Origin of the sequence: Pantoea sp. USHLN256 (genome assembly GCF_037149875.1) — a bacterium.
Classification (GTDB): domain Bacteria; phylum Pseudomonadota; class Gammaproteobacteria; order Enterobacterales; family Enterobacteriaceae; genus Pantoea; species Pantoea nemavictus.
In genome coordinates this window covers 877,108-903,598 of sequence record NZ_JBBCQO010000002.1, presented here as the reverse complement: position 1 = coordinate 903,598, position 26,491 = coordinate 877,108, and the positions used below count along the sequence as shown (strand labels likewise).

The following is a 26,491-nucleotide window of genomic DNA, read 5'->3' as shown; positions in this document are numbered from 1 at the left end:
AATGTTAGTGCCGTCAGTATAGTGAGGCTTCTTCGCTGATACCAAGCCATAAGGAGCACCTGATGACGATTCGCGTGGGCGATTGCCTGATTACCAAAGTGAGCGAACAAACCGCATCCTTGCCAATGGGCGTGCTGTTTACGCCGCATCGGGCGGAAATGAGTGATGAACTGGCTCAGCAGCCAGCGGAAATATCGATCCACAGCTGGGTGGTGCGCCACGCTGAACAGACCATCATTATCGATACCGCGACCGGCAACGGACGCCATCGCGATAACAAGCCGCTGTTTCATCAGCTCAATACGCCGTATGCAGAAAACCTGGCGCAGGCGGGTGTCGATCCGGCAGAAGTGACGCTGGTGCTGATGACGCATATTCATACCGATCATGTCGGCTGGAATACGCATCTAAAAGACGGCCAATGGACTCCGATGTTTCCCAATGCGCGCTATATCTGCTCGGCACGCGAACTGGCGCATTGCCAGCACCATCCGGCAACTCAGGAACTTTATCGCGACAGCATTTTGCCGCTGATCAAGAGTGGGCAACTGGAGAGCATCGACGTGCAGCAATCGCCGCAGTTTGCTGGCGTGCTGCGTTATCTCTCCACGCCGGGGCACAGCGGCGATCATGCGTCGATTGAGCTGGAGAGTGCCGGTGAGTGCGCCATTTTTGCTGGCGATGTGATGCACAATCCGATTCAGTTCCAGTATCCGCATTGGAACTCACTGTTTTGTGAAGATAAAGCGCTGGCCGTTACTTCGCGTCAACGCGTGATGGACTGGTGCGCACAACATCAGGCAATCTGGTTCAGCACCCACTTTACTGGCAGCTCGTGTGGACGCGTCACGCGCGACGGGCAATGGATTCCGCTGGAGGTTTAACCTGATGCAATACGCCGATTATCTCACCGCTTCAATCAACGACTTACTGCAGGCGCTAGCGCAACGCACGGTGAGCGCTCGCCAGTTAACTGCCTTTGCGCTGCAGCGCATTGCCGATGTAGATCAACCACGCTACAACGCCATTACGTGGCTGTTTGCCGAAGAAGCGTTAGCAGCGGCGGACGCCAGCGACACGCGTCGCCAGCGCGGTGAGCGGGTGCGACGGCTGGAAGGTATTCCGGTGCTGATTAAAGACAATATCGACGTCAAAGGCTGGCCAACCAGCGCCGGTTCGGTGCTGCTGCGTGAAGTGATTGCCAGCGAGGATGCGCCGCTGGTCACCCGGCTGCGCGATGCAGGCGCGATTCTGATCGGCAAAACCGCCATGCATGAGCTGGCGGCGGGTATCACCGGCGCGTCGTCACTGAGCGGCTTCACCCACAACGCGTGGGTTGCGGGGCGTTCACCGGGCGGATCGAGCAGCGGTTCCGCCGTGGCGGTGGCGGCTGGCTATGTACCGCTGGCGATGGGTAGCGATACCGCTGGATCGGTGCGCATTCCGGCGGCGTTTAATCATCTGTTCGGATTGCGCATGACGCGCGGCGGCATCAGCACCCAAGGCATTGTGCCGCTGTCGCCAACCCAAGATATTCCTGGCCCGATGGCGCGTTCGGCGGCGGATTTGCGTTTAGCGTTGGAGATTTTAGGCGAACAACCGTTAGCAGTAAGCGATGAACCGCTGCGCATCGGCATCTGGCAGCAAGGTTTTGCGCAGGATGAAGATGAGATTAATCAGGCAGTGCGTGCCGCGCTGGCCGATTTTGCACCGCGAGAGGTGAGTTATCCGCAGCTGGCAACGCTGGCCGCTGAGGCCAATATCATCGGCTATGAATTTGCTGCAGCGCTGGCGGCCTGGCTGGCAGATAAACCGCAGGCCAGATGCCGAACGCTTGCCGATGTGGTGGCCTCCAGGCGCTACCATCCGCAGCTGGAAACGGTATTTACTTCGCGTGCGCAGCATGCGGGAACCGACAGCGAGGATTATCGGGTGGTGCAACAGCGCCAGCACGATCTCTATCAGCAACTCGCGCAGTTCTTCGCTGCGCATCAGATCAATCTATTGGCCTATCCGGTGGTGCGCCATCCGCCGGTTAAGCACGGTGAGATGCAGGAAGGCAGCAATGCGTTAGTTTCAGCGGTGACCGGTGCGCCAGCTATCAGCATTCCAGCCGGATTTAGTCAGGAAGGTTTGCCGATTGGGCTGGAGTTGCTGGCGTTACGGGGGCGGGAAGATTTGTTGCTCAGGGCGGCGGAGAGGGTAGAAAGCGCCCTCACCTTAGCCCTCTCCCACAAGTGGGAGAGGGCATAATTAGGTGGAGCGAGTGATGAACGTTAAAACCGCACTTGCGATTCCCTCTCCCGCCTGCGGGAGAGGGTTAGGGTGAGGGAAACCCCGCACTAACCGTGCAACGCCAGTCCCTTAATCGCCTTATCCACCGCCTTCTTCGGGCCGCGTAGTGCGATACCCACCAGGTTCAGATTATCGGCGTCCTCCGCCTTAAACACTGCGCGGTTGGCCGCGTCGTGCCCGGTGGAAAACATCGCTTCCACATACGGAATGAGGGTTAATTCACGCTCTAGCCCCTGGCGATGCGCGCGCTGTAATCCCGCTAAATCACCGGCAAACACCAGCATCGGCTGACCGGCCATATTGCCGTACTGACGCTCTTTGGCATCAACATAGGGTGCACCCATCATTTCGGGCGCGGCGGAGGCCACGCCGGTGGCGAGAAATGCCACCACGTTCAGGCGCTGCCAGGTGGCTAGATCATCACGTACGATCAGGGCGATTTTGGTATCAAACATCTGTAACAACTCTCCGATGACAACAAAAACCTTATCATCTAAGAGCTGGCAGGGAAGCGTATAGAACGTTTGTGCACTGGCGTTGATAGGCGGCGGGCGTCATGCGATAGGCACGCTGAAACCAGCGGCCAAGATGGCTTTGATCGGCAAATCCCACCTGCGCCGCCACCTGCACCGGTTCAATACCCTGCGCCAGTAATGCGCGCGCGCTGCGCAACCGCAGGCGTACCAGATAGGCGTGCGGGGATTGGCCAAATGCCTGTTTGAACTGACGTGTGAGACGAAAACGATCGATGCCGGAGAGGCGCGAGAGATCATCCAGGCCAATATCCTGCGCCATAAAATCGTGCAGATAGTCGCGCAGCAGCTGCATCTGGCGCATGGCTTCGCTGCGCTGCACGCTGGGCTTGGTGTCCAGATGGCGCGACAGCAGGGTAAGTAGATGATCGAGGCTTTGATCGCGTGCCAGCCGCCCTTCGCCCTGATGCACCGCAAACCACGCTTGCTGAATCGCACTCGCCAGCAGCGCGTCGTCGGTGAGCGTGTGGCGGAAAGCGCCTTCAATCTGCGACACGTCGCCCAAGCCGCGACGCTGCATCATCTCCGCCACCCAACGCTGCGGCAGATAGAGCATGACATAGGTGAAACCTTCAGCGTCCGGCGCGTGCCCATCATGCACTGCGCCCGGCTCAATCAATATCGCCCGGCCCGGCGTGCTGGTGTGCAGCGCGCGGTGGCAGTTGAAACGTTGTAACCCCTGCTGCGTAACGCCCACCAGCAGTTCATCGTGATCGTGCGGATCGTAAGCGTGCCCGCGAAAATGCGCGTTCACGCTCTCAATTCCGGTCTCGTCGTCACGACGAAAATCAACCCAATCGTTATTGGCTGGCATACAGCATCTCAGCGAGAAAGTTCAGACATAGCCTAGCAGCCGAAACCACAGGTAATCCAGCGGTAACAGCAGCAGCACGCTGAACAGGAAGATCAACGCGCACAGCTGCAAACCGGCTTTGGCCGGCACGTTACCTAAGCCCATCGCCACCACCACCGGCGATGCCTGGTAAGGCAGCAAAGGCGTGGCGTAAGCAAACACCTGCAGCATGATGATGGTGAGCAGCGGAAAGCCGGATGCATGCGCCAGCTCTTGCGCCATCGGCGTCACCATCGCCGGTACGCCATTGGCGGTAAGCACAAAATTCATCAGCGACACCAGCGCATTCAGCACGCCAAAATTGCCGAACGAGGGGTGATCCTGCAACGGCAGCACGCTGAGCAATGCGTTGGCAATCATGCGCCCCAAACCGGAATCCACTACCAGCGTGGCAACGCCAAGTATCCCGGCGATGTAAATACAGGTGCGGAAGTTCACGCCGCTGGCAAAATCCTCGCCGGAGATAAAGCCGACGCGCGGCAGCAGACAAATACAGGCCGCTGTTAATCCGACCCAAGCGGCTGGCAGGCCGTGTACGCTGTCGGTCATCCATAGCATTAAGGTAATCGTGAGCAGGCCGATTAATCGCCATTCGCTGCGGCTTAACGCGGTTAATCGATCGCGCTGCAGCACCGCCTGAGGTTTGGCACGAAACAGCCACAGCAGGCAGCCAATCAACAGCAACCCCTTGCCGATGCCGACCACCGGCATGTGCAGCAGCCACCACGGCAACCACTGCAGATGTAGCTGATACGCGCTTTCTGCCGCCCCGCTCAGCACCAGATTCGGCACGTTGGCGGGCAGAATACTGGCGGAGAGCTGAAAGGTGCCAAATCCGACGGCCAGCGCCAGACCGATGCTGCCGCGGCTGCCCGCTTTGATGCCCGCGCGTTCGCCCATCGCCAGTACCACCGGCATCAGCAGCGCGATACGGCCCATGTTCGAGGGCATGACAAACGCCAGTAAATATGTGAGCAGTACCGTTCCCGCCACCATGCGCGGCCAACTTTGGCTCAACGGCACCACCAAATAGTTGGCCCAACGCTGCGCGAGGCCGACTTTGCGGATCGCCGCACCCAGCACAAAACCGCTCAGTACTAGCCAAAATGCCGACGATGCAAAACCGCTGAACACGCTGCTGGCAGGCGCCAATTTTAACAGCATCGCCGCGGCAAAAAACAGCAGCGCGGTAACGTATTCCGGTAAATGCGCGCTGGCCCACAGCACAATGGTGACAGCAACCACCAGCGCGGTGAGCCAAAAATTGAGATCTGAGGTCACGACTGAACTCCCTTTCCTCGAGCCATTACTGCAAAGCGCAACAGCTTACTGCAAACCTATGCAGAGAAAGATGAATTTGTTAACAGTTTTTTAACTTGAAAGCGCCGTGAGCCAGTTGATCAGCGCATCGCTGCCGGGCTGGCTGAGCGAGCGCTGTGGCCAGGCAAGGAAATAGGGTTTGCTGAGCGGCAGGCTGAGTGGATCGACCATCACCAAATCACCGCGCGCCAGTTCGGCAGATATTAATCGGCGCTGACCGAGCAGCAAGCCCGCGCCTGCCACGGCGGCATCAATCGCCAGCGACGTGAGATTAAAGCTGAACGACGGCTGCGGCGGCGGATCGTCAATCCCTTTAGCCTGAAACCAGCTGCGCCAGTCAGGCAAGAAACGCCCTTCGTTGCCCCAATCAAGATGAATCAGCGGCGCCTGCTGCAGAACGTCCTGCCCGGCAAAGCGTTGCAGCAGCGCCGGACTGGCGACCGGCACGACCTCGTCGCGGAACAGCAGCTGCTTATCGAGTTGTGGGTAACGATCTTCCCCAAAACAGATGACAAAATCAGCCGGCGTGGCGTTGAAATCTACCTGCGTATGCGTGCCGTGCAGGGATAAATCGATCCCGGGGCACTGCTGGCGCCACTGGGCAATGTTGGGCAGCAACCATTTCGATGCTAAAGCCGGCAATGAATAGAGCGTCAGCTTTGGCGCCGCTGCCGCATGGCGCAGGTTTTGCTGGCCGAGATGCAGAATGTCGAACGCCTCGGTGACGTAGCGCAAATACTCTTTGCCGATATCGGTCAGCATCACGCCGCTTTGGGTGCGCACAAACAGCACGCTGCCCAACTGCTCTTCCAACTGACGAATCTGCTGGCTGACGGCGGCAGGCGTTAACGCCAGCTGCGCCGCCGCTTTCGCCAGGCTGCCTAACTCCGCCGCCACTTTAAACGAATGAATGACGCTGATTTTTGGCAAACGCGGTGATTGCGCAGGCATTAAGGTTTCCTTAGCAGGGTGTTAAATATTTATCGTTACGCACTAACATATCAGCGAGTTACAGTGATTACCCACCCGTAAACAATGAGAACTGCTGCTATGTCTGCCTTGATTCGTTTCGATCTGCATCCGCTGGCCGACGCCGACTGGCGCCGCACCTGCCGCGAGCAACTTAACCAGCACGGCGCGCTCGTGTTGCGCCAGTTCTTACAGCCCGCAGCGCTGCAAACCATCATTGCCGAAGGCGATGCGCAGCGCCATCTGGCTTATCACACCGCCAGCAAACACAACGTCTATTTGCTGAAAAAGGATGAAAGCTTCAGTGACGAGCATCCGCGCAACCGCGATGTCATCAGCACTAAAGGCTGCATCACCGATGACGTGATTGGCAGCGATTCGCCGCTGCGTCAGCTCTACAATGACGCCTTGTTCAAAAGCTTCCTGTGCGATGTGCTCGGTGAAGAGGCGCTTTATCCGTATGCCGATCCGCTCTCGTCGATCAATCTGCACTACGCGCCCGACGGCCAGGAGCTGGGCTGGCACTTCGATAACTCCTCGTTCGCCATCACTCTGCTGCTGCAAAAACCGCGCGCGGGGGCGGTGTTCCAGTATGTGAAAGATCTGCGCAACGCCGATGCCGGTGAGATGAACTTTGACGGTGTGGCGGCGGTGCTGGATCAGCGCCATCCGGTTGAGGCGCTGGCGATTGACGCCGGGGATCTGGTGCTGTTCCGCGGACGAAATTCACTGCATCGCGTCACGCCTACCGAAGGCGATATCACCCGCATGTTGGCGGTGCTGGCCTATAACACCGCGCCGGGTATTGCGCTGTCGGAAACCGCACGTATGACGTTTTATGGCCGGTTATAACGTCGCCAGCAACGCACGCCAGCCGCGCACAAAGATCTGCTGAGTGCGAAACGCCACCAGCGCCCGCCAGTCGGCATCGGCGGGCCAGAATCCCTCCACTAACGCCTGCTTGATCACCCGCCCTGGCTCGCTGGCGGGATCGCCTTGCAGATGCAGCCAGTGATCGTCGCGCACGCGGCGATGCATCTCTTCGCCAGGATAGGTTCCGCACTCCACCACCAGTGGCAAAATCTGCACCTCAGGTAACGCGGTGAGTAAAAATTGCGACAGATAACCGGTGGCGGTGGCGGTCACGCCGGTTTCACTATCGCGACCTGCGCCGGTAAACAGCAGCGTTAGCCATTCGCCGTATATTTCTTTGCCCCAGTCGTGCGCGGCGAAACGCTGCTCGGCAATCGACAGCAGCATCGGATGTCCCCACGCGCCCGCGCCGGTGTGCAAGTCGAAACTAATAACGGTTTTCGCCTGCGACAAATGGTTAGCGATAATGCTTTGCAGGGTGCGGTATGACCAACTGGCTTGCTGACCGCCGTAAAAAAAGCCGTCCGCCGCGACATATTGTCCCGCTTCCACCACGCGTTTGACGGCCTGCCAACCGGCATGGTTTAGCGTCTCCGCAAGCAGTTGATCGGCGTGACTGCGCTCGCCGTGATAGATGCCGTGCCATGCAGCGTAATCAGGATTCGCCGGCGCAGGATGCGAGAAATCGATGAAGTTACGGTTAAGGTCGATGTTGTCCTCATTAACGCGCCGCAGGTGCGCGGCACCCCACGGATTCAGCAGATGCAACAGCACAATCGCGGTATCAGCGGGCAGCGAGGTGAGATTGAACAGATCCAGCCAGGCAATCTGACAATCGGAGCCGTAATACCCTTCCACGCCGTGGGTGCCGGAGATCACCAGCATCAGCTTTGCAGCGTTAGCAGCACCGATGACGGCAACATCGGTAAACAACTCTTCACCTTGCGGGCCGGGTAACGGATGGGGGTAAGAGGTTAATGCGCCGTTATGGCGTCTGACGGCGGCAAGAAAACGCGCGCGCTGGATAGTGTAGTGAGGTAAGTCAGGCATGATTGATCTTGCTCTAATTAATCGCGGTCGGGATTGATCTGACCAGCATGGTACGGTTTGCGGCGAGGTCGCCATAAATAGCGACCCTACGGGAATTGTAGGGTGCGCATTAATGCGCACCGTTCCAATGGCCGCGCCTTCTGATTACGGGTAGACCTTGAATTTAAAATACTTCTGCGCCAGTTGATCGTAGGTGCCGTTGCTGTGCAGTTCGGCCAATGCGCTATTGATCAATTTAAGGTTGGCCTCATCACCTTTGCGTAGTCCAATGCCCACGCCGTTGCCGAGGATCTCTTTATCTACCAGCGTGGCGCTGATGACGTAATCTTTGCCTTCCGGCGTGCTGAGGAAACCCTGCTCAGCCGAGACCGCATTCGCCAGGCTGGCATCAAGACGACCGGCGACAAGGTCCGGATAGATCTCCATCTGGTTCGGGTATGAGACCACGTTCACCCCTTGCGTCGCCCACTTCCCTTTAGCATAGGTTTCCTGAATGGTGCCCTGTGCCACGCCAATCTTTTTACCGCGTAACGCTTTGATGTCGCCAGTCAGCGGACTTTTTGCCGGTGTCAGCAGCGCACTCGGCGTGATGTAGAGCATGTCACTGAAAGCTACCTGCTCGCGACGCTTCTCGGTCATCGACATCGCCGAGAGAATGGCATCAAATTTCCTCGCTTGCAGCGCCGGAATGCTGCCATCAAAGCCAATCTGCACCCACTGGCATTTAACCTTGGCCTGGGCGCAAATCGCGTTGCCGAGATCGATATCAAAGCCCTGCAGCGAACCGTCGCTGGCTTTGGATTCAAACGGTGGGAAAGTGGGATCAACACCGAAGCGCAAGGTTTGCTCGGCAAACGTCACATGGCTGAAAGCGCTCAGGGAAAGCAGTAACGCGAAGGACAGCTTTTTGTTCATTGTTATCTCCGGCAGGCAGGTAAATTCACAACAGCATGCAGAGTTAATAACATGATGGAAACAATGTCACCACTAAAAAGAGGGTTAGTGTGCAGATGAATTTCTTATTAAACAGAAGGAGTTAAGTGATTTTATCTCCGGCAGTAAGAGAAACTTAATGCCGGAGATAGCGCGCATCAGACCGCAACGGGACGAGAAACGTGTTCAGCTGCCGCCTGATTGGCTTTGTCTGCTGCATCCACCAGACTGAGGCCCGCCAGCAGCGCCTGACTCAGCACCCCGACGAAGCAATCGCCCGCGCCATGTGTACTCACCAGCTTGACCGGAATGGCCGCAATGCTAAACGCCGTACCGCCCGCTTCACACAGCGCCAGCCCGTGTTCCCCCGCCGTAACGATCACCTGCGGGAAACGCTGCGCCAACGCTTGCGCCGCTTCACAGGCCGAGGCCAGGTCGGTTACCGCGATCTGACACATATCACGCGCTTCCACCGCGTTGACGATCAGCAGCTGTACGCACTCCGTCAGTTCCGGCGCGATGTCACGTGCCGGAGCCGCGTTGATGCACACTGGAATACCCCGCTGCTGCGCCTGCTGCGCCAGTTGCATATTCACGCTGGCCGGCACCTCGTTTTGCAGCACCAGCATACCGGCATCGCGCCACAACTCAGCGTTCAACGCCGCGACATCAATATGCAGATTGGCATTCGACACCACCACCGCGCCGTAATCCCCTTCGGCATCGCTAATTGCCACGCTCATACCGGAAGGCGTGCCGGTCAAAATCGCCACCGCCTGGGTATCCACGCCCGCTGCCTGCAGCGCGCTGATGAGAAATTCGCCCTGCATATCATCGCCCACGGCGCCGACAAAACTCACCGGTACACCGGCACGCGCCGCCGCAACCGCTTGATTACCGCCTTTACCACCAAATTTATAACTGCAGCCGTTCCCGATAACCGTTTCGCCTTTTTCCGGGCGATGGTGAGCCGCCAGCATAATGTCGTAATGCAAGCTTCCGGCAACAATGATTTTGTTCATGGTTTAAAAGTCCCGCAGGTCCTGAACCGCACGCTGGGTTTTCATCAGATTAGTTTCTGCCAGCTTAAGATCTTTTTTGGCAATCGCGACGAATAACGCATCGAGAATATTTAACTGCGCGATACGTGAAGCGGCATTTTCGCCAAGCAGATGCGATCCCTGAGAAGTTGATGTAAGAACCACATGCGCAATTTGCGCAATAGGCGACTCGGCATAATTCGTAATCGCAATAATTTTTGCGCCGTTACGTGCCGCCAGCTTAATAGGATCATTTACCGCGCGTGTGGCACCGGAATGGCTGATGGCGATAACCACATCATCATCAGACAATACCGCTGCCGACATCAGCATAATATGGGCATCATCATAAGCCGTCGATTTAATACCAATCTTGAGTAGCTTATGCGATAAATCGCGCGCCACTGTGGCAGAGCCACCCACAGCATAAAGATCAATATGACGTGCTTTAAATAATATATCTGCCGCGCGGTTAAACTGCGCAATATCCAGAATTGATAAGGTCTCTTCTATCGCCTGAATCGAGGTTCTGAATACTTTCGCCAGCAATTGTTCCGACGAATCATCCGGCTCAATTTCCGCATGCAAACCGGCCACTTCCGACTGATTATAATAGATCAGCCCGGTACGAAAATTACGAAAGCCGGTAAAGTTAAGCTTCTTGGTAATTTTCACAATCATCGCCTGTGAGACACCATTTTCCTCAGCGATCTCTTGCAGCGATGTTTGTTCATTAATGTCGGTTCTGGCAATAATCGCTTCTGCTACGCGTCTTTCTAGCGGCGTCAGTTGCGGTAAGCGCATGCGAATTTGAGCGCCAATGGCTCGCGGATCTTGCTTCATTACCTGCCTCTTGTCGCCCGGTCAATCAACATCGCTATGATAATGATTAGGCCTGTAGCAAGCAATTGATAAAAGGCCTGAATATTTAGCAGAGTCAAGCCATTACGCAAGGCACCGAGAATAATAGCACCAATTAACGTGCCGATAATGCTGCCTTTGCCGCCCATCAGCGAGGCGCCACCAATGGCCGCCGCCGCAATGGCATCGAGTTCCCACAAATTACCGATGGTGGGTTCAGCTGCCCCTAAGCGACCAATCAGAATTAACGATGCCAGAGATGCCAGCGTGCCGGAAATAATATACACCGTGACTTTAGTGCGCTTAACCGGTACGCCAGCCACGCGCGCCGCTTCTTCATTACCGCCCACCGCAAGAATGTATTCGCCCAGCGGGGTTTTATTCATTACTACCCATAACAGCAGCGCAATCACCGCCACAATCACAATCGGCGTCGGCACACCGAATACCGTACTATTAATAATACTGCGGAATTCCATCGGAATACCAAACACCGGATTACCGCCAGTATAGATTAGCGCAATGGCACGGAATAATGATAAACCGCCGAGCGTAACAATAAACGGCTGCAATCCCGCGTAGGCAATTAATGTGCCGCTAAATACGCCGCACAGTGCGCCAATACCCAGGGTGGCCATAATCGCTACCGGTACCGGTACGCCCGCTACCATCATGGTGGCACCTAATACCGCAGACAGCGCTGCCGTAGGCCCCACGGAAAGGTCAATGCCGCCCGAAATAATCACCAGCGTCATACCTAACGCAATTAAAGCGTTAATCGATGACTGCTGCAGAATATTCAGCAGGTTTGGTACGGTAAAAAATACCGGCGATAAGAATGAAAAGGTTACGACGATAATGATCAGACCGATTAACGTGCCCGCGTCGCGCAGATTAAATTTGAGCAGCGCCGACGGCGCAGTCGTAGACTGAGTGGTACTTTGCGTCATCATAATTTAGCCTTGATAGAATAAGCGTTAAACGGCTTCTTTAATTTCTTTAATCGCAAAGCTCGCGATATTCTCTTCGGTAATTTCCGCACCCTGCAGCTCGCGGGTAATTTTTCCTTCGCGCATCACTAATACGCGATCGGATACCCGCAGTATTTCCGTCATTTCCGAAGAGACCACCACAATAGCTTTGCCTTGTTGTGCCAGTTTCTCAATCAGATTATAAATTTCTGACTTGGCACCGATATCAATTCCCCGGGTCGGTTCATCAAATAAAAATACGTCTGCATCTGCCGCTACCCAGCGACCAATAATCACTTTCTGCTGATTACCGCCGCTGAGCGTGCCGATCGGTTTTTCGATATTCAGCGGGCGCAGTTTCAGATCTGACATCACCTCCTGCGCCACCTGGTTCAGTTTGGCTTTACGGATCAATCCGCCCAGCGTGAAGTTGCGCATCGACGGCAGCGCCATGTTCATTTTCACGGCGCGCGCCTTGATGATGCCCTCTTTCTTACGATCTTCCGGCACTAAACCAATACCGGCACGAATGGCGGCGCTGACATTGTGATTGCGCACCGCTTTGCCGTTAACGCGCACTTCACCCGCGCTGCGTTTATCGATGCCCGCAATCAGCTTCAGCAACTCGGTTCGACCGGCTCCCACCAACCCGGCAATGCCCAGCACTTCTCCCGCGCAGACAGTGAAGCTGGCCGGTTTAATCTCGTTGCCGCGTGCCACATTTTCCACCTGCAGCACCTGACGATCGCTGGCCCAGGAGTGATGTTCCAGCTTTTCGATTTTACGCCCGACCATTTTGGCGACGATGCTCTCTTCGGTTTCATCGAAGATGTTCACCACGCCAACCTGGCGACCATCGCGCATGATGGTGGCGCGATCGCACACCTGGAAAATCTCGTTCATCTTGTGCGACACGTAAATCAACGACACACCGGTGGATTTCAAATCCGCAATCAGTTCAGCCAGACGGTCAAACTCGCGTGGCGTCAGGCTCGAGGTGGGCTCATCCATGGCAATGATTTTGGCCTCATCCAGCAGCGCGCGGGCAATTTCGACGATCTGCTGCTGTGATACCTTGAGATTCTTAATCGGCTCGGCCGGATTAATGCTCGGGTCAAGCTGCTTAAGAATGTGCACCGCTCGGGCCAGCTGTGCGCGCTTATCGACAAACAAACCGTTCATGGTGGTCAGCGGGCGACCGAGAAACATATTCTGGGCTACGGAGAGCTCGGGAACATGCTGTAATTCCTGGTGAATCATCGCGATGCCGGCATGGCGTGCGCTCAACGGATTCTTCATCTGCACCTGCTGACCGTTGACATAAATCTCACCGCTGTCAGCCGGACGCACACCGGAAAGAATGTTCAGCAGCGTCGATTTACCCGCGCCGTTCTCACCGATGAGCGCGTGTACTTCACCTGGCCGCACCATAAAGTCCACCTCTTGCAGCGCCGCAGCGCTGCCGTAGGTTTTTGTGATGCTGCGCATCATTAAGCGATACTGTTCCATACGCTCTCCGCCTGTTTTACTGCTGTGCCAGCAACTGACGCAGTTTGTTGTTGTCTTTGGTTGAAAACGCCTCGGCGTTATCTTTGGTGATCAGCGCCTGCGGCGTGGTCACCACGCGCGACAGTTTCTGACCACCGATCAGACGCAGGATCACTTCTGTCGCCACTTCCCCAGTCAGCACCGGGAAGCTATCCACCGTGCCGGTCAATTCACCGCGCTTGATTGAGGCATAGGCATCTGAAATGCCGTCGGTGCCAAATACCGCAGTTTGTTTGGCTTTATTCTGCGCGCTCACCGCTTCAACTACGCCCAACGCCATGGTGTCGTTATTGGCGTAGAAACCGATCAAATCAGGATGCTGCTGCAAAATGGTCGACGCGGCGTTGAATGCCTGCTCACGGCTCCAGTTGGCCGGCACGCTGGCCACGATGTTGAACTTGCCATTAGCCTGCAGCGTTTCTTTGAAACCGGCGGTGCGCTGGCCTGCCGCATAAACGCCCGGCTGCCCTTCAATCACCGCCACTTTGCCGCCTTGCGGATGGTGCTGGATAAACCATTTCGCCACGCGTGCCCCGTTATCTTTCTGCACGTTGCCCACGTAATATCGCGCGCTTGGTACCACCGCATCGTTAACGTTCACCACCGGAATACCTTTGCTGCTGGCGCTCTCCAGCGCCGGTTCGAGGTTGATATCCGTTTGCGGCGAGACCAGCAGGCCATTAAAGCCCTGCGCAATCAGCGTTTCGGCAATCGACAGCTGACCGAGCTGATCGTCCTCATTGGCCGCCGCCTGGTACGCCACGGTGAAACCATATTTCTTCGCGACGTTTTGATAGCCTTCGCCGAGAGAACGCCAGTATTCGTTGGTCAACGTTTTCGACACGCCACCAATTTTCAGTTTGGCATCGACTTTAGGCATCGGGCCGTACTTGCTTTCCAGTTGCGTCCAGTCGGTGCGATCCGGCTCGGAATCGGATTTCAACGGCGCTAATGTGGCGGCGTAAACGCTGGAGCACAACAACGCTGAGGTCAGGGCAGAGAGTAAGAGTTTTTTCATGGTGTTAGCCTTTTTATAGTTTTCGCGGAACGTTGGTGTTGTTGGTTTGCTTAACGGGCAAGCATGATGTCATTGACAATTTGTTGCGATGCCACCGCATCCTGACGGCTGATGGCTTCATCCAGCGCCGGATTATTATTGAGTTTCTCGCACAGTTTCAGCAGGCGAGTCACCGTCGCGATATTGATTTCCGCTTCACGAATCGGATCCAGACCGCTGGCATCCGGGAAGGTATCGAAGTAGTACGCGCCCTGATAACCGTCGCGCTGCATCTGCCAGAGGAATTCCAGCGTGGCGCGCGGATTCACCGAACCGGCCATCAAACCGTCATCGCGTTTGCCCCAGCCGTCGTTAAGATCCAGACCCAGCAGGCGCGAACGGCGCGCAACCATCGCGGCGGCAAAGGCGGGGATTTCGTTAGCAAACAACACGTGGGCGAAATCCAGCGTAATGCCGAGGTTGGCGCAACCGGCCTCTTCTACCGCCAGCAGACACGTAGTGGCGTTCGGGAAGATGCTGTAAGCGCGTGGTTCGTTGGGTTTGTATTCGATGCTGACGTCGATATCTGGCGCATATTCCGCAACTTCACGTACCGCGCTCACCGCGTCTTCCCACATCTTTTTATAGTCAGCCTGGAAGCAGTAATCGAAGCCGTCCTGCCCCATCCACAATGTCATTAAACGTGAACCGAATTCGCGACCGGCGTCGATACCACGCTTAGTCAGTTCGATAGCTTCGCGACGAATCTTCGCATCCGGGTTGGTAAAGGCACCAATTTTGAACTGCGGCGCATCCCAACGCATCTGCATGCCGTTGACGGCTAAGCCGGCATCGTCAATCGCCTGGCGCATGGTGTGGATATCCGTGGTGATGTGCTGCGGATAGTTGAGGTCCAAATGCGTGAGCCCCTGCACTTTTCCTGCACGCGCAATCATCTGTAAAACAGAAGGTTTTCCCTGAAGATCTGGCCAGTAAAGGTGCGCCCCAGAGGCGAAAGAGTTCAAACGTGTAGCAAACTTTAATTCGGACATGAGGAAGGATCCTTGATGACGGTTGTAATGTACTTTCCGTCTTCACGATTATTTGTGAAGTTATGGGATAAATTACACTCAGTTTGTCTTTTGGCAAGCAGTGACGCTCTGGAACTATTCAAAATGCGAGGATGTTCACGAAATTTTTGATCGATTGCGCGGGATCGACATATGCGTTTTGGTCGATGTCATTCTTTTGTCATAACTCGCTCACCCTGCTGTCAGCGCCTGTTCCCTATCCTGTAGGCCAACCTTCGCAATCAGGATTAACCAAATGAAAATGAACAAACTGACTCTCGCAGCGAGCATGCTGCTGGCTATCGCAGGCGGCGCGGCTCAGGCTCAGGCGCAGCCGGTGAACAACATTGTGCTGGTGCACGGCGCGTTTGTCGGCGGTGCCGGCTGGCGTCCGGTGTACGATCGTTTAACGCATGATGGCTACAAAGTGACGCTGGTGCAGGAGCCGCTGACGGGTTTTGCGCAAGATGTGACGGCGACGCGACGCATTATCGATCAGCAAAACGGGCCAGTGATTTTGGTCGGCCACAGCTACGGCGGCGCCATCATCAGCGAAGCCGGTAACGACAATAAAGTCGCGGGCCTGGTTTATATCGCTGCCCACGCGCTGGACAACGGCGAGACGGAAGCCAGTAATGGCAAAAAATTCCCTAACAGTGCGCATCCGTTCGCGAAATCGAGTGATGATTATCTGACTATCGCCCCCGAAAATTACCACGGCGATTTCGCTGCCGATTTACCGGCTGCCCAGGCCGATTTTGAAGCCCACGCACAGATGCCAACTAACGCGGCGGTGTTCACCGCCAACATTCCTGATCCGGCGTGGAAGACCAAGCCTAGCTGGTACATGGTGGCGAAAGCTGACAAAATCATCAGTCCCGATCTGGAGCGCATGTATGCCAAACGTGCGCACAGCCACACGGTGGAAATTGCCGGTGCCAGCCACTCGGTCTATCAATCGCATCCTGATGATGTCGCGAAATTGATAGAACAAGCCGCGCTGCACGCGCAGCCCTGAAACTTTGTCCCGCGGAGCAGCGCATGAAAATTTTGGTGATTGAAGATGAAGCCAAAGCGCGCGATTACATGCGCAAAGGATTGACGGAAGCGGGATTTATCGTCGATGTGGCGGATAACGGCCAGGATGGCTTGTTCTATGCGCAGGAGCATCATTACGATTTGATTTTACTCGACGTAATGATGCCCGGTATGGATGGCTGGCAGGTGATGGCGGCGCTGGATAAACAGACGCATACGCCGGTGATTTTCCTCACCGCCAAAAGCACGCTGGAAGATCGGATCAAAGGGCTGGAGCTGGGCGCGGATGATTATCTGGTTAAACCCTTCTCGTTTGCCGAGCTGCTGGCGCGCGTGCGCACGCAGCTGCGGCGCGGCGGTCAGCAGAAGCTGCCGGATATTCTGCGGCTTGCCGATTTGCAGCTCGATTTCTTGAAGCGGCGCGTCGAGCGTGGTGGCCAGCGCATCGATCTCACCAACAAAGAGTTCAACCTGCTGCACCTGTTCATGCTGCATCCGGGCGAAGTGCTGACGCGTACTTTAATTGCTTCACGCGTGTGGGACATGAATTTTGATAGCGACACCAACGTGGTGGATGTGGCGGTGAAACGTCTGCGGCAGAAAATTGATGGCCCGTTTGCTCAGCCGCTGATTCATACCGTGCACGGCGTGGGTTATCGCTGCGAAGCCGAATCATGAAGCAACGTTCACTCGCCGCACGCCTGTCGCTGCTGCTGAGTGCGACGGTGATAGTGATTTTTTCCCTCAGCGGCCTCGCGCTCTATCACTCGCTGGCGACGCAAATTGGCGTGCGCGACGATGCGGCGCTGCTCAATCGTATCGATCAGATTCGCACCCTGCTGCGCGATGAAGATGCCGTGACGCTGATTCAGCAGAAGCCGCGCTTGTTTGCCAACATGCTCGGCAATACCGAGTCGCTATTGGTGCTGCGCTTTCCCGGCCAGCCGCCGCTGATCGTGGTCAATCCCGGCCAACGCCCGATCCCCACGATTACGCCGGTAGCGGCCGATCAACCCTTATCGCTTGCGTCGGTGCATCATCTCGCCGCCGCTGACGGCACGCCGTTTATCTCGGCTGCGGCGCTAACGCCCACGCGCGATGGCAGCGGAGAGATTGAGATCATCACCGGCCGCCTGATGAGCGATCGTACGCAAACGCTGAACAGCTATCGCGATCAAATCATCCTCACCACCGCGCTGGCGGCATTGCTGGTGGCAGCGATCAGCATTTGGCTGGTGCGGCGCGGCCTAATTCCGCTGCGGCGTTTGGCGGCGCAGGCGGATGCGATTGATGTGCGCCACTTGTCACAGCGCATGCCCGAGCGGGCGCCTGCAGAACTGCAGCCATTGGTCGCCGCGTTTAACCAAATGCTCAGCCGCCTCGAAAGCGGTTATCAGCAGTTAAGCCAGGTCTCAGCGGATATGGCGCACGACCTGCGCACGCCCATCGGCACCTTGATCGGTCAAACCGAAGTGGCGCTCAGCCAGACCCGCAGCGTCAGCGACTATCAGGCGCTGCTCGGCTCCAATTATGAGGAGCTGGAACGTCTGGCGAAGATGATCGACAACATGCTGTTTCTGGCGAAGGCGGAAGATGCCAGCCAGGCGATGGATGTGCAAAACATCGATCTGGCGCTGCTGGGTGAGAAGTTGCAAGCGTACTTTGACGGCATGGCGGAAGAGCAGGCAATGCGGCTGGAGATGACGCTGTGCGGCGAACTGCGCGCCGATCCCCAGCTGTTGCAGCGCGCGCTGGCGAACCTGATGGCCAACGCGCTGCGCTATGGCGATGGCGATAGCACCATCCGGATTTTTAATCACGGCAGCAGCCTGATGGTGGAAAATCACGGTCCAGCGCTCAGTGCCGAACAGCAGGCGCGCATCTTTGATCGTTTCTGGCGTGCCGATACATCGCGTCATCAGGGCAGCAGCGGATTGGGATTATCGATTGTGCGCAGCATTATGCGCCTGCATCAGGGAAGCTGCGAGGTGCACAGCGAGCATGGCGTGAACCGCTTTACGCTGCGATTTCCTTAGCGTAAGAGCGGCCATCGAAAGGGTGCGCAGCAATGCGCACCCTACGACAGGCAATCCGGCGTCAAATGAAGGTGAAAATCTCTTCACGCGGCAAGCGTGATTTTGGTAACGCGGCGTTGAAATCATCTTCGCTGCGGTAACCCAGCGACACCAGCACCACGCTGGTAAAGCCCTTCTCACGCAGACCGAGCGCCTGATCTAACGCGCGCGGATCAAATCCTTCCATCAGCGTGGCATCAATGCCCAACATCGCCGCGCCCAGCAGCAAACCACCCAGCGCCAGGTAAACCTGTTTTTCCATCCACTGCGGCACATCGCGCTGCTCGTAACGATGCATATCCACGTAGCTGCGGCGGCTCTTATCCTGCCCCGCTTTGCCTTCCGGCTTAGCGAATCGACCGTCAGCCTCTTCCTGCGCCAGCACATTTTGCAGATGCGCTTCATCCAGATCGGTACGCATGCACAGCGCGATAACGTGCGACGCGTTCAGCACTTTCGGGCTGTTATAGACGAACGCGCCGTCAGTGGATTTTGCCATCTGCTCGCGACCAGCAGCCGTTGATGCCACTACAAAGTGCCACGGCTGCGAATTTACCGAAGACGGGCTGTTGCGCAGGACGTTCAGCAAGGTATCAATTTCGTCCTGCGGTAAATTTTTGCCGCCCGCAAAGGCTTTTACAGTGTGACGACGGGCAACGGCATCATTGAGTGTCATGTCAGATTCCTTGTTTTCGGATCAATAAAATTCTGGTGTCGACATTGCGCGATAAATCGCGCCGCTACAGCAGCGTGCAGTTATCTGTAGCGGCGCAATTTATTGCGCATGGTTAAAGCTTAAAACCCGCTCAGCACAATCTTGCCGCGCGCGCGTCCGCTCTCGATCAGCGCGTGGGCTTTACGCAAATTAGCGGCATTAATCGTGCCGTGATGTTCTCCCGCCGTGGTTTGCAGGGTTTTGTCATCAATCAACTGGCTGATGCGCTGCAGAATTTCATGCTGACGCTGCATATCGGCGGTGTGGAACAGCGAGCGGGTAAACATCAACTCCCAGTGCAGCGAAATGGCTTTACGCTTCAGCGGTACCGCATCCAGCGTTTCTGGATCGTCAATTAACGCCAGTTTGCCCTGCGGGGCGATAGCATCGATCAGCTGCGGGTAATAGCTGTCGGTATGGGTGAGCGAGGCGACATAGCGCACCTCCGGGTGGCCAATCGCTGCCAGCTGCTCGCCCAGCGGACGGTGATGATCAATCACATGATGCGCGCCCAGGGAACGTACCCAATCGGCGGTTTCCGGGCGCGAGGCGGTGCCGATCACGGTCAGTTTAGTGAGTTTGCTGGCGAGCTGAGTCAGCATCGAACCGACGCCGCCGCCTGCGCCGATAATCAGCAGTGCCGCGTTGTCTTCGGCCTGCACTTCCAGACGATCAAACAGCAACTCCCAGGCCGTAAGCGAGGTCAGCGGCAGCGCGGCCGCATCCGCTTCGTTCAGCGAACGTGGTTTGTGCCCGGCGATGCGTTCATCCACCAGCCCATATTCGGCATAGCTGCCCGCGCGCGTGATATCACCAGCGTAAAACACGGCATCGCCCGGCTGGAACAGCGTAACGTCGCTGCCAATCGCCTCCACCACACCGACCGCATCCCAGCCCAGAATGCGCGGCTTATCGGTGGGCGCACCGGCGCGCACTTTGGTATCCACTGGATTCACCGCAATCGCGTGAATTTTTACCAGCAGATCGCGTGCGCCGGGTACCGGCTTCTCTACATCGAGTTCATACAGCGCATTTTCATCAGAAATCGGTAAACCGTTTTGGCTATAGACGATGGCTTTCATCGGACAGATCCTTATTCATCAGCAGGTTTCGTTAATTGAACTCAGCATAGCGGGCTGCAGCGGATTGAAAAATGCCAGTTGCAGGTGAACACTTTCACTCTTAGAGTGAAAATCCCTGCTGACTACCCTGGCTAGAAAGAAGATGATCCGACTGGAAGATGTCACCCTATTTGTGCGTTCTGCCGCGTTAGGCAGCTTCTCGCGCGCGGCGCGTGAGGTGAATTTGTTACCTGGGCAGGTCAGCGCGGCGATTCAGCGCCTGGAGCGGGAGTTAGATCGTCGCTTGTTTGCCCGTTCCACACGCAGCCTGCGCCTGACCGCGGAAGGAGAAAAATACCTGCCCTATGCGCAGGAGATGCTGGCGCTGATGCATGCGGGCGCCGACAGCCTGCAAAACGATGAGGACGCCCTGAGCGGCGAACTGAAAATCGCCCTGCCATCCGATATTGGTCGCAACATCTTGCTGCCGCTGATCACCGACTTTTGTCGTCAACACCCTGCGCTCGCGGTGCGTCTCTCGTTCTCCGACCAAATCAGCGATGTGTTTCGCGATCCGGTGGATATTGCTATTCGCTACGGCAAGCTGGAGGACAGCAGTTACGTCGCGCTGCCGCTGGCCGAGGACAATCGCCGCGTGATGGTGGCATCGCCGGATTATCTCGATCGCCATGGACGCCCAGAAAAATTGGAAGATATCGCGCAATACCATCACTGTTTGCTGTTCATCATGGGCGGCCATGTTTATGACAAATGGACCTTTCCGCAGGAGGGCATGCGCCGGCAGATCACGGTGAAAAGCCGCATGCAGTGTGATGACGCCGAAGTGGCTCGCCGCTGGGCAATGGCGGGCATGGGTATCGCCTATAAATCCTGGATTGATGTGTGTGAGGATGTGCTGGCAGGAAGGTTGGAGATTGTCATGCCGGAGATGCCGGGTGAAAGTACCCCGCTGCATCTGATCTGCCCACACCGTAAACAGTTTTCTCCAGCGATTCGCGCGCTGCATGAGGTGTTGCGCCAGCCTCTCCGTGCCTTAACGGCGAAGCTATGAGTTGACTCGTCCTCTCATCATCCGTACATCACCGATGAGATCGCCTATGGAATATACTTTGTCACCACCCCACCTGATTTTCTGAAATCGATAACCAGCACGTTATTATCTTTAAACGCGTCATAATCAGGCCCCTGAGAATGGTATTCCCGCGGCTTAATCATTCTCATTTCATCGCTGGCCTCCACGGTTTTTAGTGATAAGTTGACTTGCCACATCATTGCCTGCCAAATCCAGGGTTCTGACTCACCCAGCATTTTCATCCGAATAGGGTTGATGATCGGGAAATTACGAATATTAATTCTTACGTCAGGTGCATCATTTAATTGTCCAATAAAGGCGACTGAGTCAATGGTCTGTGCAGGGAAAGAGGAGAAATCCATTTTAATTTGGTTCATCACACTCATTTGATATCGCTGGTCGTTGACCACCGTATTGAAACACACCAGCATTAACACCAAATGGTAGCACAGCAGAATAAGGCTCGAGCCTGCTAACAGTTTTATGCCGCGAGGAAATGCCAGCGTGCCCACATAAAAACAGAATAATAATGTAATACTCCACGCCATTAACATGCGCGGCGCAAACAGAGGCATCGCTAGCGCCAGTGATAAACCTGGCACCGCCAACACAGCGATAAAAAACGCAGGCAACAATAGCCATTTACCCGAGCTTGCATGACGTTGCACAGAACGGATTTTAGAGCTGATAATCAGTGTACTGATCAACGCTATCGCAATCGGTAGCAATACCAACGCCAGCGCAGCCGCAGGATAGGCGTTAAGAAAGAATTCGCTATAACGCTTTATGCTGGTCTGCATCACCGCCAATGATTCGAGATTAAGTGGCAATAACGTGAAGTGTTTAAGGGTATACCAATCCATTTTGACCGGTAATAAATAGCTGATAAATAATTTATAGGCCAGGACCGCAATCAGCAAAGCCGCAACTTTACTCAACAGCCATTGCCATACCGGTTGATGGTGATAGACGCGAAAAAAGATAATTAACGCGATGCAGGCGATGTAAATATTCAGGCCGGATTGATAGAGCGTTTGAACCAGCAATAATAACAGCACACAGCAGGTAATCGATTTATAGCGGCGGATTCCCTCTATTTGACTTGCCATCATCGCGCAGGAAATAGAGACCAGCATCGTTAGGCTGTCATAAGAGTAGAGCATCACCTGCGTTAAAAAAGGATTCAGAACAATGAACAGCGGAGGAATTAATGCCCAATAGCCATCGAGCCTAATTTGCAGCCTCTCGGTAAACACAACGCTGGCAATACTTAACGCCAGCAATCCTATAATAAGGTTTAGCGGCGAGATATCACTGACGCTCTGCCCGAATGAGAGTATGGATTGCATAATCCAGGTCGCCGGTCTGCCGTTGGTTAACCAGGTTTCCGTACTGCCATTCAGCACCCGATAGAGATCATCGCGGTAATAAATTTTACTGCTCCAAAGCGGGAGTGTTGCCAGTAAAGCTATCGCCATGGTGAAAACCATTTTATTCATGCGGCTGACGATAAAGGCATCATTGGCAGGCATTTCCACTCCGAATCAGTTGATTGATGAGCAAAATTTTACGCGGTCACTCAGTCAATATAGAAGGAAACGCTTAAGTCATTGAGACTATTCTCGTACCTTGCGTCAACTCTGTGAACGTTAACGGTAAAGTTGTCATGCGCAATTGCGCATAGCTTATGCAAACATGCGTTTTGGCTTAGCCATCACCGCGCTTTATGATTTTGCAATCATAAACTTTCAAGGATTTTCCATGCGCGCGCTGACCTCGCGAATGATCGCGTCACTCACTCTTGCTGCTGCCTTTTATAACGCCAAGCTGCTGCCGAAACCGATCAATGCCCAGGCGGTTGGCACCTGGCAGCCGTCAGCACATTAATTAGATATTGCTGGCTCTGTAGCGGCGATCTGACGCTGGGAGTCAAAATGTCAGGCGGCGAACAAGTCGATTTAATTGTGTAATGCGCAAAACGCATTGAAGGGGCATCAAACTGATACCCCTTCACATCCTTACGGATACAACCCGCGCTCTTTGCGTGCTGTCAGAATCCGTTCACACGCCACCGCATAGGCAGCCGTTCTTAAGGTTGCGCTAATTTCCTGTGATTTTTGCCACACCGCCAGCAGCGCTTGTTCCATGATGCGGTCCAGCCGGGCGTTGATTTCATCCTCGCTCCAGAAAAAGCTGGAGAAGTCCTGTACCCATTCAAAATAACTCACGGTTACGCCACCAGCGTTACAAATCACATCAGGAACCACGATGATGTTTCGCTCGCGCAAAATGTCATCCGCGGCGGGTAAGGTTGGACCATTTGCTCCTTCAAGGACCAGGCGGCAGACCAGCTTTCTGGCACGATCGGCGGTAATTTGTCCTTCCAGCGCCGCCGGGATCAGAATGTCATAGCCTTGCTCCCAGAAGGCTTCGTGGCTGATGGCGGTGGCGCCGCTAAAACCGGCAATGCCGCCCTTCTGCTGTTGCCAGGCGACCAGCGCAGAAATATTGATACCATTCGCGTTGTAGAGCGTGGCGCTGTGATCCTGCACGCTGACCACTTTCGCTCCGGCCTCACTGAACAACTCGGCGGCGACGCTGCCGACGTTCCCCAATCCTTGCACCGCCACGCGGCAGTTTTCCAGTGACAACCCGATGCGTTGCGCCATGGCTCTGCCGGTGATAAATACGCCGCGCCCGGTCGCTTTCACACGCCCCAGTGAACCGCCGAGATGGATTGGTTTGCCGGTGACCACGCCGGTGCAGGTGGTGCCGACATTCATCGACCAGGTATCCATCATCCACGCCATCACTTGCGGATTGGTACCGACGTCTGGCGCCGGAATATCCTGCTGCGGTCCAAGAATAGTGCCGATTTCACTGGTATAGCGGCGCGTCAGCCTTTCCAGTTCTTTATGTGACAGCTCGCGCGGGTCGACACGAATGCCGCCTTTTGCGCCGCCAAACGGTAGATTGAGTGCGGCGCACTTCACCGTCATCCATGCTGACAGCGCCATCACCTCTTCCAGCGTGACATCTGGATGATAGCGCACGCCGCCTTTGCCGGGGCCGCGTGAGAGATTGTGTTGTACCCGATAACCTTCGAAATGACGCACGCTGCCATCATCCATTTCTAATGGAATATCAACGATTAATGCCCGCTTCGGGTGACGCAGCGTGTCGGCCCAGCGCGCCAGCTCTCCAAGATGTGGCAGCACGCGCTCAACCTGCGCCAGGTAGGTCGCCCACGCGGAATTGTTATCTGCTGAAACATACGAAAGTACACTCATCATTTCACCTTATTGCCGGATGCAGGGCGCACGATGGCCTCACAGGGCGATGTGATAGTTAGATGTTGCTGAGAAATGGCCGCGCGAGGCGGCCTGGATTATTTGCTGCGGCTGGCTTCGACGGTAAATTCATTCGCGGTAGCGAAGCCGCGTAAACCGCCAACCAGAACCGACATCAGCTGGGTTCCCACCTGTTTTTCCGTGAGTCCCACCGTGTCCAGCAAATCAAAAATTTCACGTGGATCGAAAAGGATATTCCACAGGAACACCGCCTTATCGCCGATATCTGGCAGTTCCATCTCTTCCATCGCTTCGCGTAGCGCGGGTCGCAGCGCGTCAGCCTGTACTAGCAGGTATTCCGCGCCTTCCCATAAGCGTTCCAGATAGCCGCGCCGATTACGCATCGGCACCATCGCCGCACCGCGCTCACGTACCAGCTTGATCCAGTAACGGCTGACTTTTTCCAGCTTCAGTAAACCGCTGCAGGATTGTTCCAGACTGTAATCCAACAGCAGTTGTCCCACGTCCTGACGATAAGCATTCAGCACCTCTTCTACCGACGTAAACTGACGATAGGCGGTGGCCACGGAGACGCCAGCTTCTGAGGCGATTTCCGTCATGCTTATCGGGGTTTCGGAGCGCTCAAACAAGCGGGCAGCTGCCTGAATCAGGTTCTTGCGGTTTCTTTCGGTATCACTGCGCATCGGTTTTCCCGTCATGGTGGGTGTGCTTCCTCAAACTTGCTGATGTTACTTGAAACTGGCCAGGCCGCGCTTCAAACGGCGCACACCTTCAATGATGGCTTCACTGCTGGCAGCGTAAGAGAGGCGTAAATGCCCTTCGCCCGCCGCGCCAAACTCACTGCCAGGCCGCACCGCGATGCCTTGTTCGCGTAGCAGCGATACCATATCAATCGCCGGAATCGACAACGAATAAGCCGGGAAGCAGTAAAACGCGCCTTCTGGTTCATTCAGTTTTAGCTCTGGAATGGCCGATAATCCTTCCATCATCAGCACGCGACGCTGGCGGTAGACATCATACATACGTTTTACGTCATCTTTACACTGCGTCAGCGCCACCAGCGCCGCACGCTGCACCGCGCTGTTCACCGATCCGTTCACCGTATTGTGCACGCGCGCCGCAGCGGCGATCATCTCCGCTGGCCCCGCCAGATACCCCACGCGCCAGCCGGTCATCGCGTAGCTTTTAGAGAAAGTCTGACAGAACAGCGTGCGTCCGGCAAAAGCGGCAATGTGCAGCACCGAAGTAAACGGACGATCGGTAAACACCAGATCGCTATAGGCTTCATCGGCAATTACCAGCGTATCGTGCTTATTCACCAGTTGGCCGAGCGCGTCAATTTCCGCGCGGCTGTGCACAATGCCGGTGGGATTGCCGGGATTGCAGAACACGAACAGTTTCGCGCCGTCGAGCGCGTGATCCAACCGATCCAAATCCCAGTGCAAATCAGCCCGGCACGGCATTGGCACGCAGATGCCGCCTGCCATATTTACTAAATCCGCGTACAGCGAATAGGTGGGATCGGGGATCACCACGCGGTCGCCAGGATTGACGATGGAGAGAATCGCCGCCGCCAGACCGGCGGTGCCGCCGTGGGTGACAAGGATCTCACCGGCTTTCACCGCTTTGCCGCTCTGTGCTGACACCTCATCCGCCAGCGCGCTACACAGTGCTTTGTCACCGAGCAACGGCGCGTAATGGGTATATCCCGCCTGCAGTGCTTCCACCGCCGCCTGCACAATCCGCGGCGGCGTGTCGAAATCCGGTTCGCCCATCGCCAGTGAAACCATATCGCCGCTGGACGCGGGTTGCTGCACCCGCAGCGAAGTGCGCTCTACGCGTAACACCGCCTCGGCGGCTTTAAACATTTGGCTCGACATAAGGT

General features: G+C 55.7%; 26 protein-coding genes. 8 read left to right on the top strand and 18 right to left on the bottom strand.

Going from position 1 to position 26,491, the window contains the following annotated elements; genetic code table 11:
• The first annotated feature begins 62 nt into the window (after positions 1-62).
• Complete coding sequence (locus WFL93_RS09035) at positions 63-884, top strand: MBL fold metallo-hydrolase (RefSeq protein WP_336777930.1); 822 nt, start codon at positions 63-65, stop codon at positions 882-884.
• Between the two features lie 4 nt (positions 885-888).
• Positions 889-2,253, top strand: a complete 1,365-nt coding sequence (locus tag WFL93_RS09030; RefSeq protein WP_336777929.1) for an amidase — start codon at positions 889-891, stop codon at positions 2,251-2,253.
• Between the two features lie 89 nt (positions 2,254-2,342).
• Here the strand turns inward: WFL93_RS09030 and WFL93_RS09025 are convergent, their stop codons facing one another.
• From WFL93_RS09025 to WFL93_RS09010, 4 genes are all read right to left on the bottom strand, one after another.
• Complete coding sequence (locus WFL93_RS09025; RefSeq protein ID WP_180824252.1) at positions 2,343-2,750, bottom strand: DUF2000 family protein; 408 nt, start codon at positions 2,748-2,750, stop codon at positions 2,343-2,345.
• Positions 2,751-2,784: 34 nt separating this feature from the next.
• On the bottom strand, positions 2,785-3,642 hold the full coding sequence (locus WFL93_RS09020; protein WP_336777928.1) for an AraC family transcriptional regulator: 858 nt from the start codon (positions 3,640-3,642) through the stop codon (positions 2,785-2,787).
• A 21-nt stretch (positions 3,643-3,663) separates the two neighbouring features.
• Positions 3,664-4,962 carry an SLC13 family permease gene (locus tag WFL93_RS09015; protein ID WP_336777927.1) on the bottom strand — a complete coding sequence of 433 codons (1,299 nt, stop codon included), beginning with the start codon at positions 4,960-4,962 and terminating at the stop codon, positions 3,664-3,666.
• Positions 4,963-5,052: 90 nt separating this feature from the next.
• A complete protein-coding gene (locus tag WFL93_RS09010; RefSeq protein WP_180824249.1) occupies positions 5,053-5,952 on the bottom strand; it encodes a LysR substrate-binding domain-containing protein in 900 nt (299 codons plus the stop codon).
• 99 nt (positions 5,953-6,051) lie between these two features.
• On the opposite strand from WFL93_RS09010, the gene WFL93_RS09005 reads away from it, so the two are divergent.
• Entirely contained in the window at positions 6,052-6,822 is a 771-nt protein-coding gene (locus WFL93_RS09005) for a 2OG-Fe(II) oxygenase (RefSeq protein ID WP_009128333.1), read from the top strand.
• Here WFL93_RS09005 and WFL93_RS09000 read toward each other — a convergent pair.
• The 8 genes from WFL93_RS09000 to WFL93_RS08965 form a co-directional block, all read right to left on the bottom strand.
• Positions 6,817-7,893 carry a DUF2817 domain-containing protein gene (locus WFL93_RS09000; protein ID WP_336777926.1) on the bottom strand — a complete coding sequence of 359 codons (1,077 nt, stop codon included), beginning with the start codon at positions 7,891-7,893 and terminating at the stop codon, positions 6,817-6,819. The genes WFL93_RS09005 and WFL93_RS09000 overlap by 6 nt on opposite strands.
• Positions 7,894-8,037: 144 nt before the next feature.
• Positions 8,038-8,808: a transporter substrate-binding domain-containing protein gene (locus WFL93_RS08995; protein WP_336777925.1), complete on the bottom strand. Its 771-nt coding sequence runs from the start codon at positions 8,806-8,808 to the stop codon at positions 8,038-8,040.
• Positions 8,809-8,984: 176 nt separating this feature from the next.
• Positions 8,985-9,848, bottom strand: coding sequence for a ribokinase (locus WFL93_RS08990; protein ID WP_336777924.1), 864 nt, complete (start codon positions 9,846-9,848; stop codon positions 8,985-8,987).
• 3 nt (positions 9,849-9,851) lie between these two features.
• Positions 9,852-10,709, bottom strand: a complete 858-nt coding sequence (locus WFL93_RS08985) for a MurR/RpiR family transcriptional regulator (protein ID WP_336777923.1) — start codon at positions 10,707-10,709, stop codon at positions 9,852-9,854.
• Positions 10,709-11,680 carry an ABC transporter permease gene (locus tag WFL93_RS08980; RefSeq protein WP_009128327.1) on the bottom strand — a complete coding sequence of 324 codons (972 nt, stop codon included), beginning with the start codon at positions 11,678-11,680 and terminating at the stop codon, positions 10,709-10,711. Before WFL93_RS08980 ends, WFL93_RS08985 begins: the two co-directional genes overlap by 1 nt.
• Before the next feature lie 24 nt (positions 11,681-11,704).
• Positions 11,705-13,207, bottom strand: a complete 1,503-nt coding sequence (locus tag WFL93_RS08975) for a sugar ABC transporter ATP-binding protein (RefSeq protein ID WP_336777922.1) — start codon at positions 13,205-13,207, stop codon at positions 11,705-11,707.
• Positions 13,208-13,223: 16 nt separating this feature from the next.
• Positions 13,224-14,264 carry a sugar ABC transporter substrate-binding protein gene (locus tag WFL93_RS08970; protein WP_009128323.1) on the bottom strand — a complete coding sequence of 347 codons (1,041 nt, stop codon included), beginning with the start codon at positions 14,262-14,264 and terminating at the stop codon, positions 13,224-13,226.
• 50 nt (positions 14,265-14,314) lie between these two features.
• Positions 14,315-15,295, bottom strand: coding sequence for a TIM barrel protein (locus WFL93_RS08965; RefSeq protein ID WP_049852831.1), 981 nt, complete (start codon positions 15,293-15,295; stop codon positions 14,315-14,317).
• 274 nt (positions 15,296-15,569) lie between these two features.
• Between WFL93_RS08965 and WFL93_RS08960 the strand changes: the two genes are divergently transcribed.
• From WFL93_RS08960 to WFL93_RS08950, 3 genes are read left to right on the top strand one after another with little or no spacing between them, the layout of a single operon-like run.
• Positions 15,570-16,331: an alpha/beta hydrolase gene (locus WFL93_RS08960; RefSeq protein WP_336777921.1), complete on the top strand. Its 762-nt coding sequence runs from the start codon at positions 15,570-15,572 to the stop codon at positions 16,329-16,331.
• 23 nt (positions 16,332-16,354) lie between these two features.
• Entirely contained in the window at positions 16,355-17,029 is a 675-nt protein-coding gene (locus WFL93_RS08955; RefSeq protein ID WP_009128303.1) for a heavy metal response regulator transcription factor, read from the top strand.
• The gene (locus tag WFL93_RS08950) at positions 17,026-18,387 is read left to right on the top strand and encodes a heavy metal sensor histidine kinase (RefSeq protein ID WP_336777920.1); all 1,362 of its coding nucleotides are present in this window, start codon (positions 17,026-17,028) and stop codon (positions 18,385-18,387) included. Before WFL93_RS08955 ends, WFL93_RS08950 begins: the two co-directional genes overlap by 4 nt.
• Before the next feature lie 61 nt (positions 18,388-18,448).
• Here the strand turns inward: WFL93_RS08950 and nfsB are convergent, their stop codons facing one another.
• Together nfsB and WFL93_RS08940 are read right to left on the bottom strand one after the other, a co-directional pair.
• Entirely contained in the window at positions 18,449-19,102 is a 654-nt protein-coding gene (nfsB, locus tag WFL93_RS08945) for an oxygen-insensitive NAD(P)H nitroreductase (RefSeq protein WP_336777919.1), read from the bottom strand.
• A gap of 119 nt (positions 19,103-19,221) precedes the next feature.
• Complete coding sequence (locus WFL93_RS08940) at positions 19,222-20,223, bottom strand: zinc-binding alcohol dehydrogenase family protein (protein ID WP_336777918.1); 1,002 nt, start codon at positions 20,221-20,223, stop codon at positions 19,222-19,224.
• A gap of 142 nt (positions 20,224-20,365) precedes the next feature.
• Between WFL93_RS08940 and WFL93_RS08935 the strand changes: the two genes are divergently transcribed.
• Positions 20,366-21,274: a LysR family transcriptional regulator gene (locus WFL93_RS08935; protein ID WP_049852827.1), complete on the top strand. Its 909-nt coding sequence runs from the start codon at positions 20,366-20,368 to the stop codon at positions 21,272-21,274.
• Between the two features lie 44 nt (positions 21,275-21,318).
• On the opposite strand, the gene WFL93_RS08930 is transcribed toward WFL93_RS08935, so the two are convergent.
• Positions 21,319-22,827 (bottom strand): glucosyltransferase domain-containing protein, encoded by a 1,509-nt coding sequence (locus WFL93_RS08930; RefSeq protein WP_336777917.1) that lies wholly within the window; start codon positions 22,825-22,827, stop codon positions 21,319-21,321.
• A 163-nt stretch (positions 22,828-22,990) separates the two neighbouring features.
• On the opposite strand from WFL93_RS08930, the gene WFL93_RS08925 reads away from it, so the two are divergent.
• Positions 22,991-23,182, top strand: coding sequence for a hypothetical protein (locus WFL93_RS08925; protein WP_336777916.1), 192 nt, complete (start codon positions 22,991-22,993; stop codon positions 23,180-23,182).
• Between the two features lie 131 nt (positions 23,183-23,313).
• Here WFL93_RS08925 and WFL93_RS08920 read toward each other — a convergent pair whose 3' ends face one another.
• The 3 genes from WFL93_RS08920 to WFL93_RS08910 all read right to left on the bottom strand — a co-directional run bounded on the left by WFL93_RS08920 (position 23,314) and on the right by WFL93_RS08910 (position 26,486).
• Positions 23,314-24,585: a Glu/Leu/Phe/Val family dehydrogenase gene (locus tag WFL93_RS08920; RefSeq protein WP_336777978.1), complete on the bottom strand. Its 1,272-nt coding sequence runs from the start codon at positions 24,583-24,585 to the stop codon at positions 23,314-23,316.
• A 98-nt stretch (positions 24,586-24,683) separates the two neighbouring features.
• The gene (locus WFL93_RS08915) at positions 24,684-25,304 is read right to left on the bottom strand and encodes a TetR/AcrR family transcriptional regulator (protein WP_082204297.1); all 621 of its coding nucleotides are present in this window, start codon (positions 25,302-25,304) and stop codon (positions 24,684-24,686) included.
• A 30-nt stretch (positions 25,305-25,334) separates the two neighbouring features.
• Positions 25,335-26,486 (bottom strand): pyridoxal phosphate-dependent aminotransferase, encoded by a 1,152-nt coding sequence (locus WFL93_RS08910; RefSeq protein ID WP_180824237.1) that lies wholly within the window; start codon positions 26,484-26,486, stop codon positions 25,335-25,337.
• Positions 26,487-26,491: the final 5 nt, after the last annotated feature.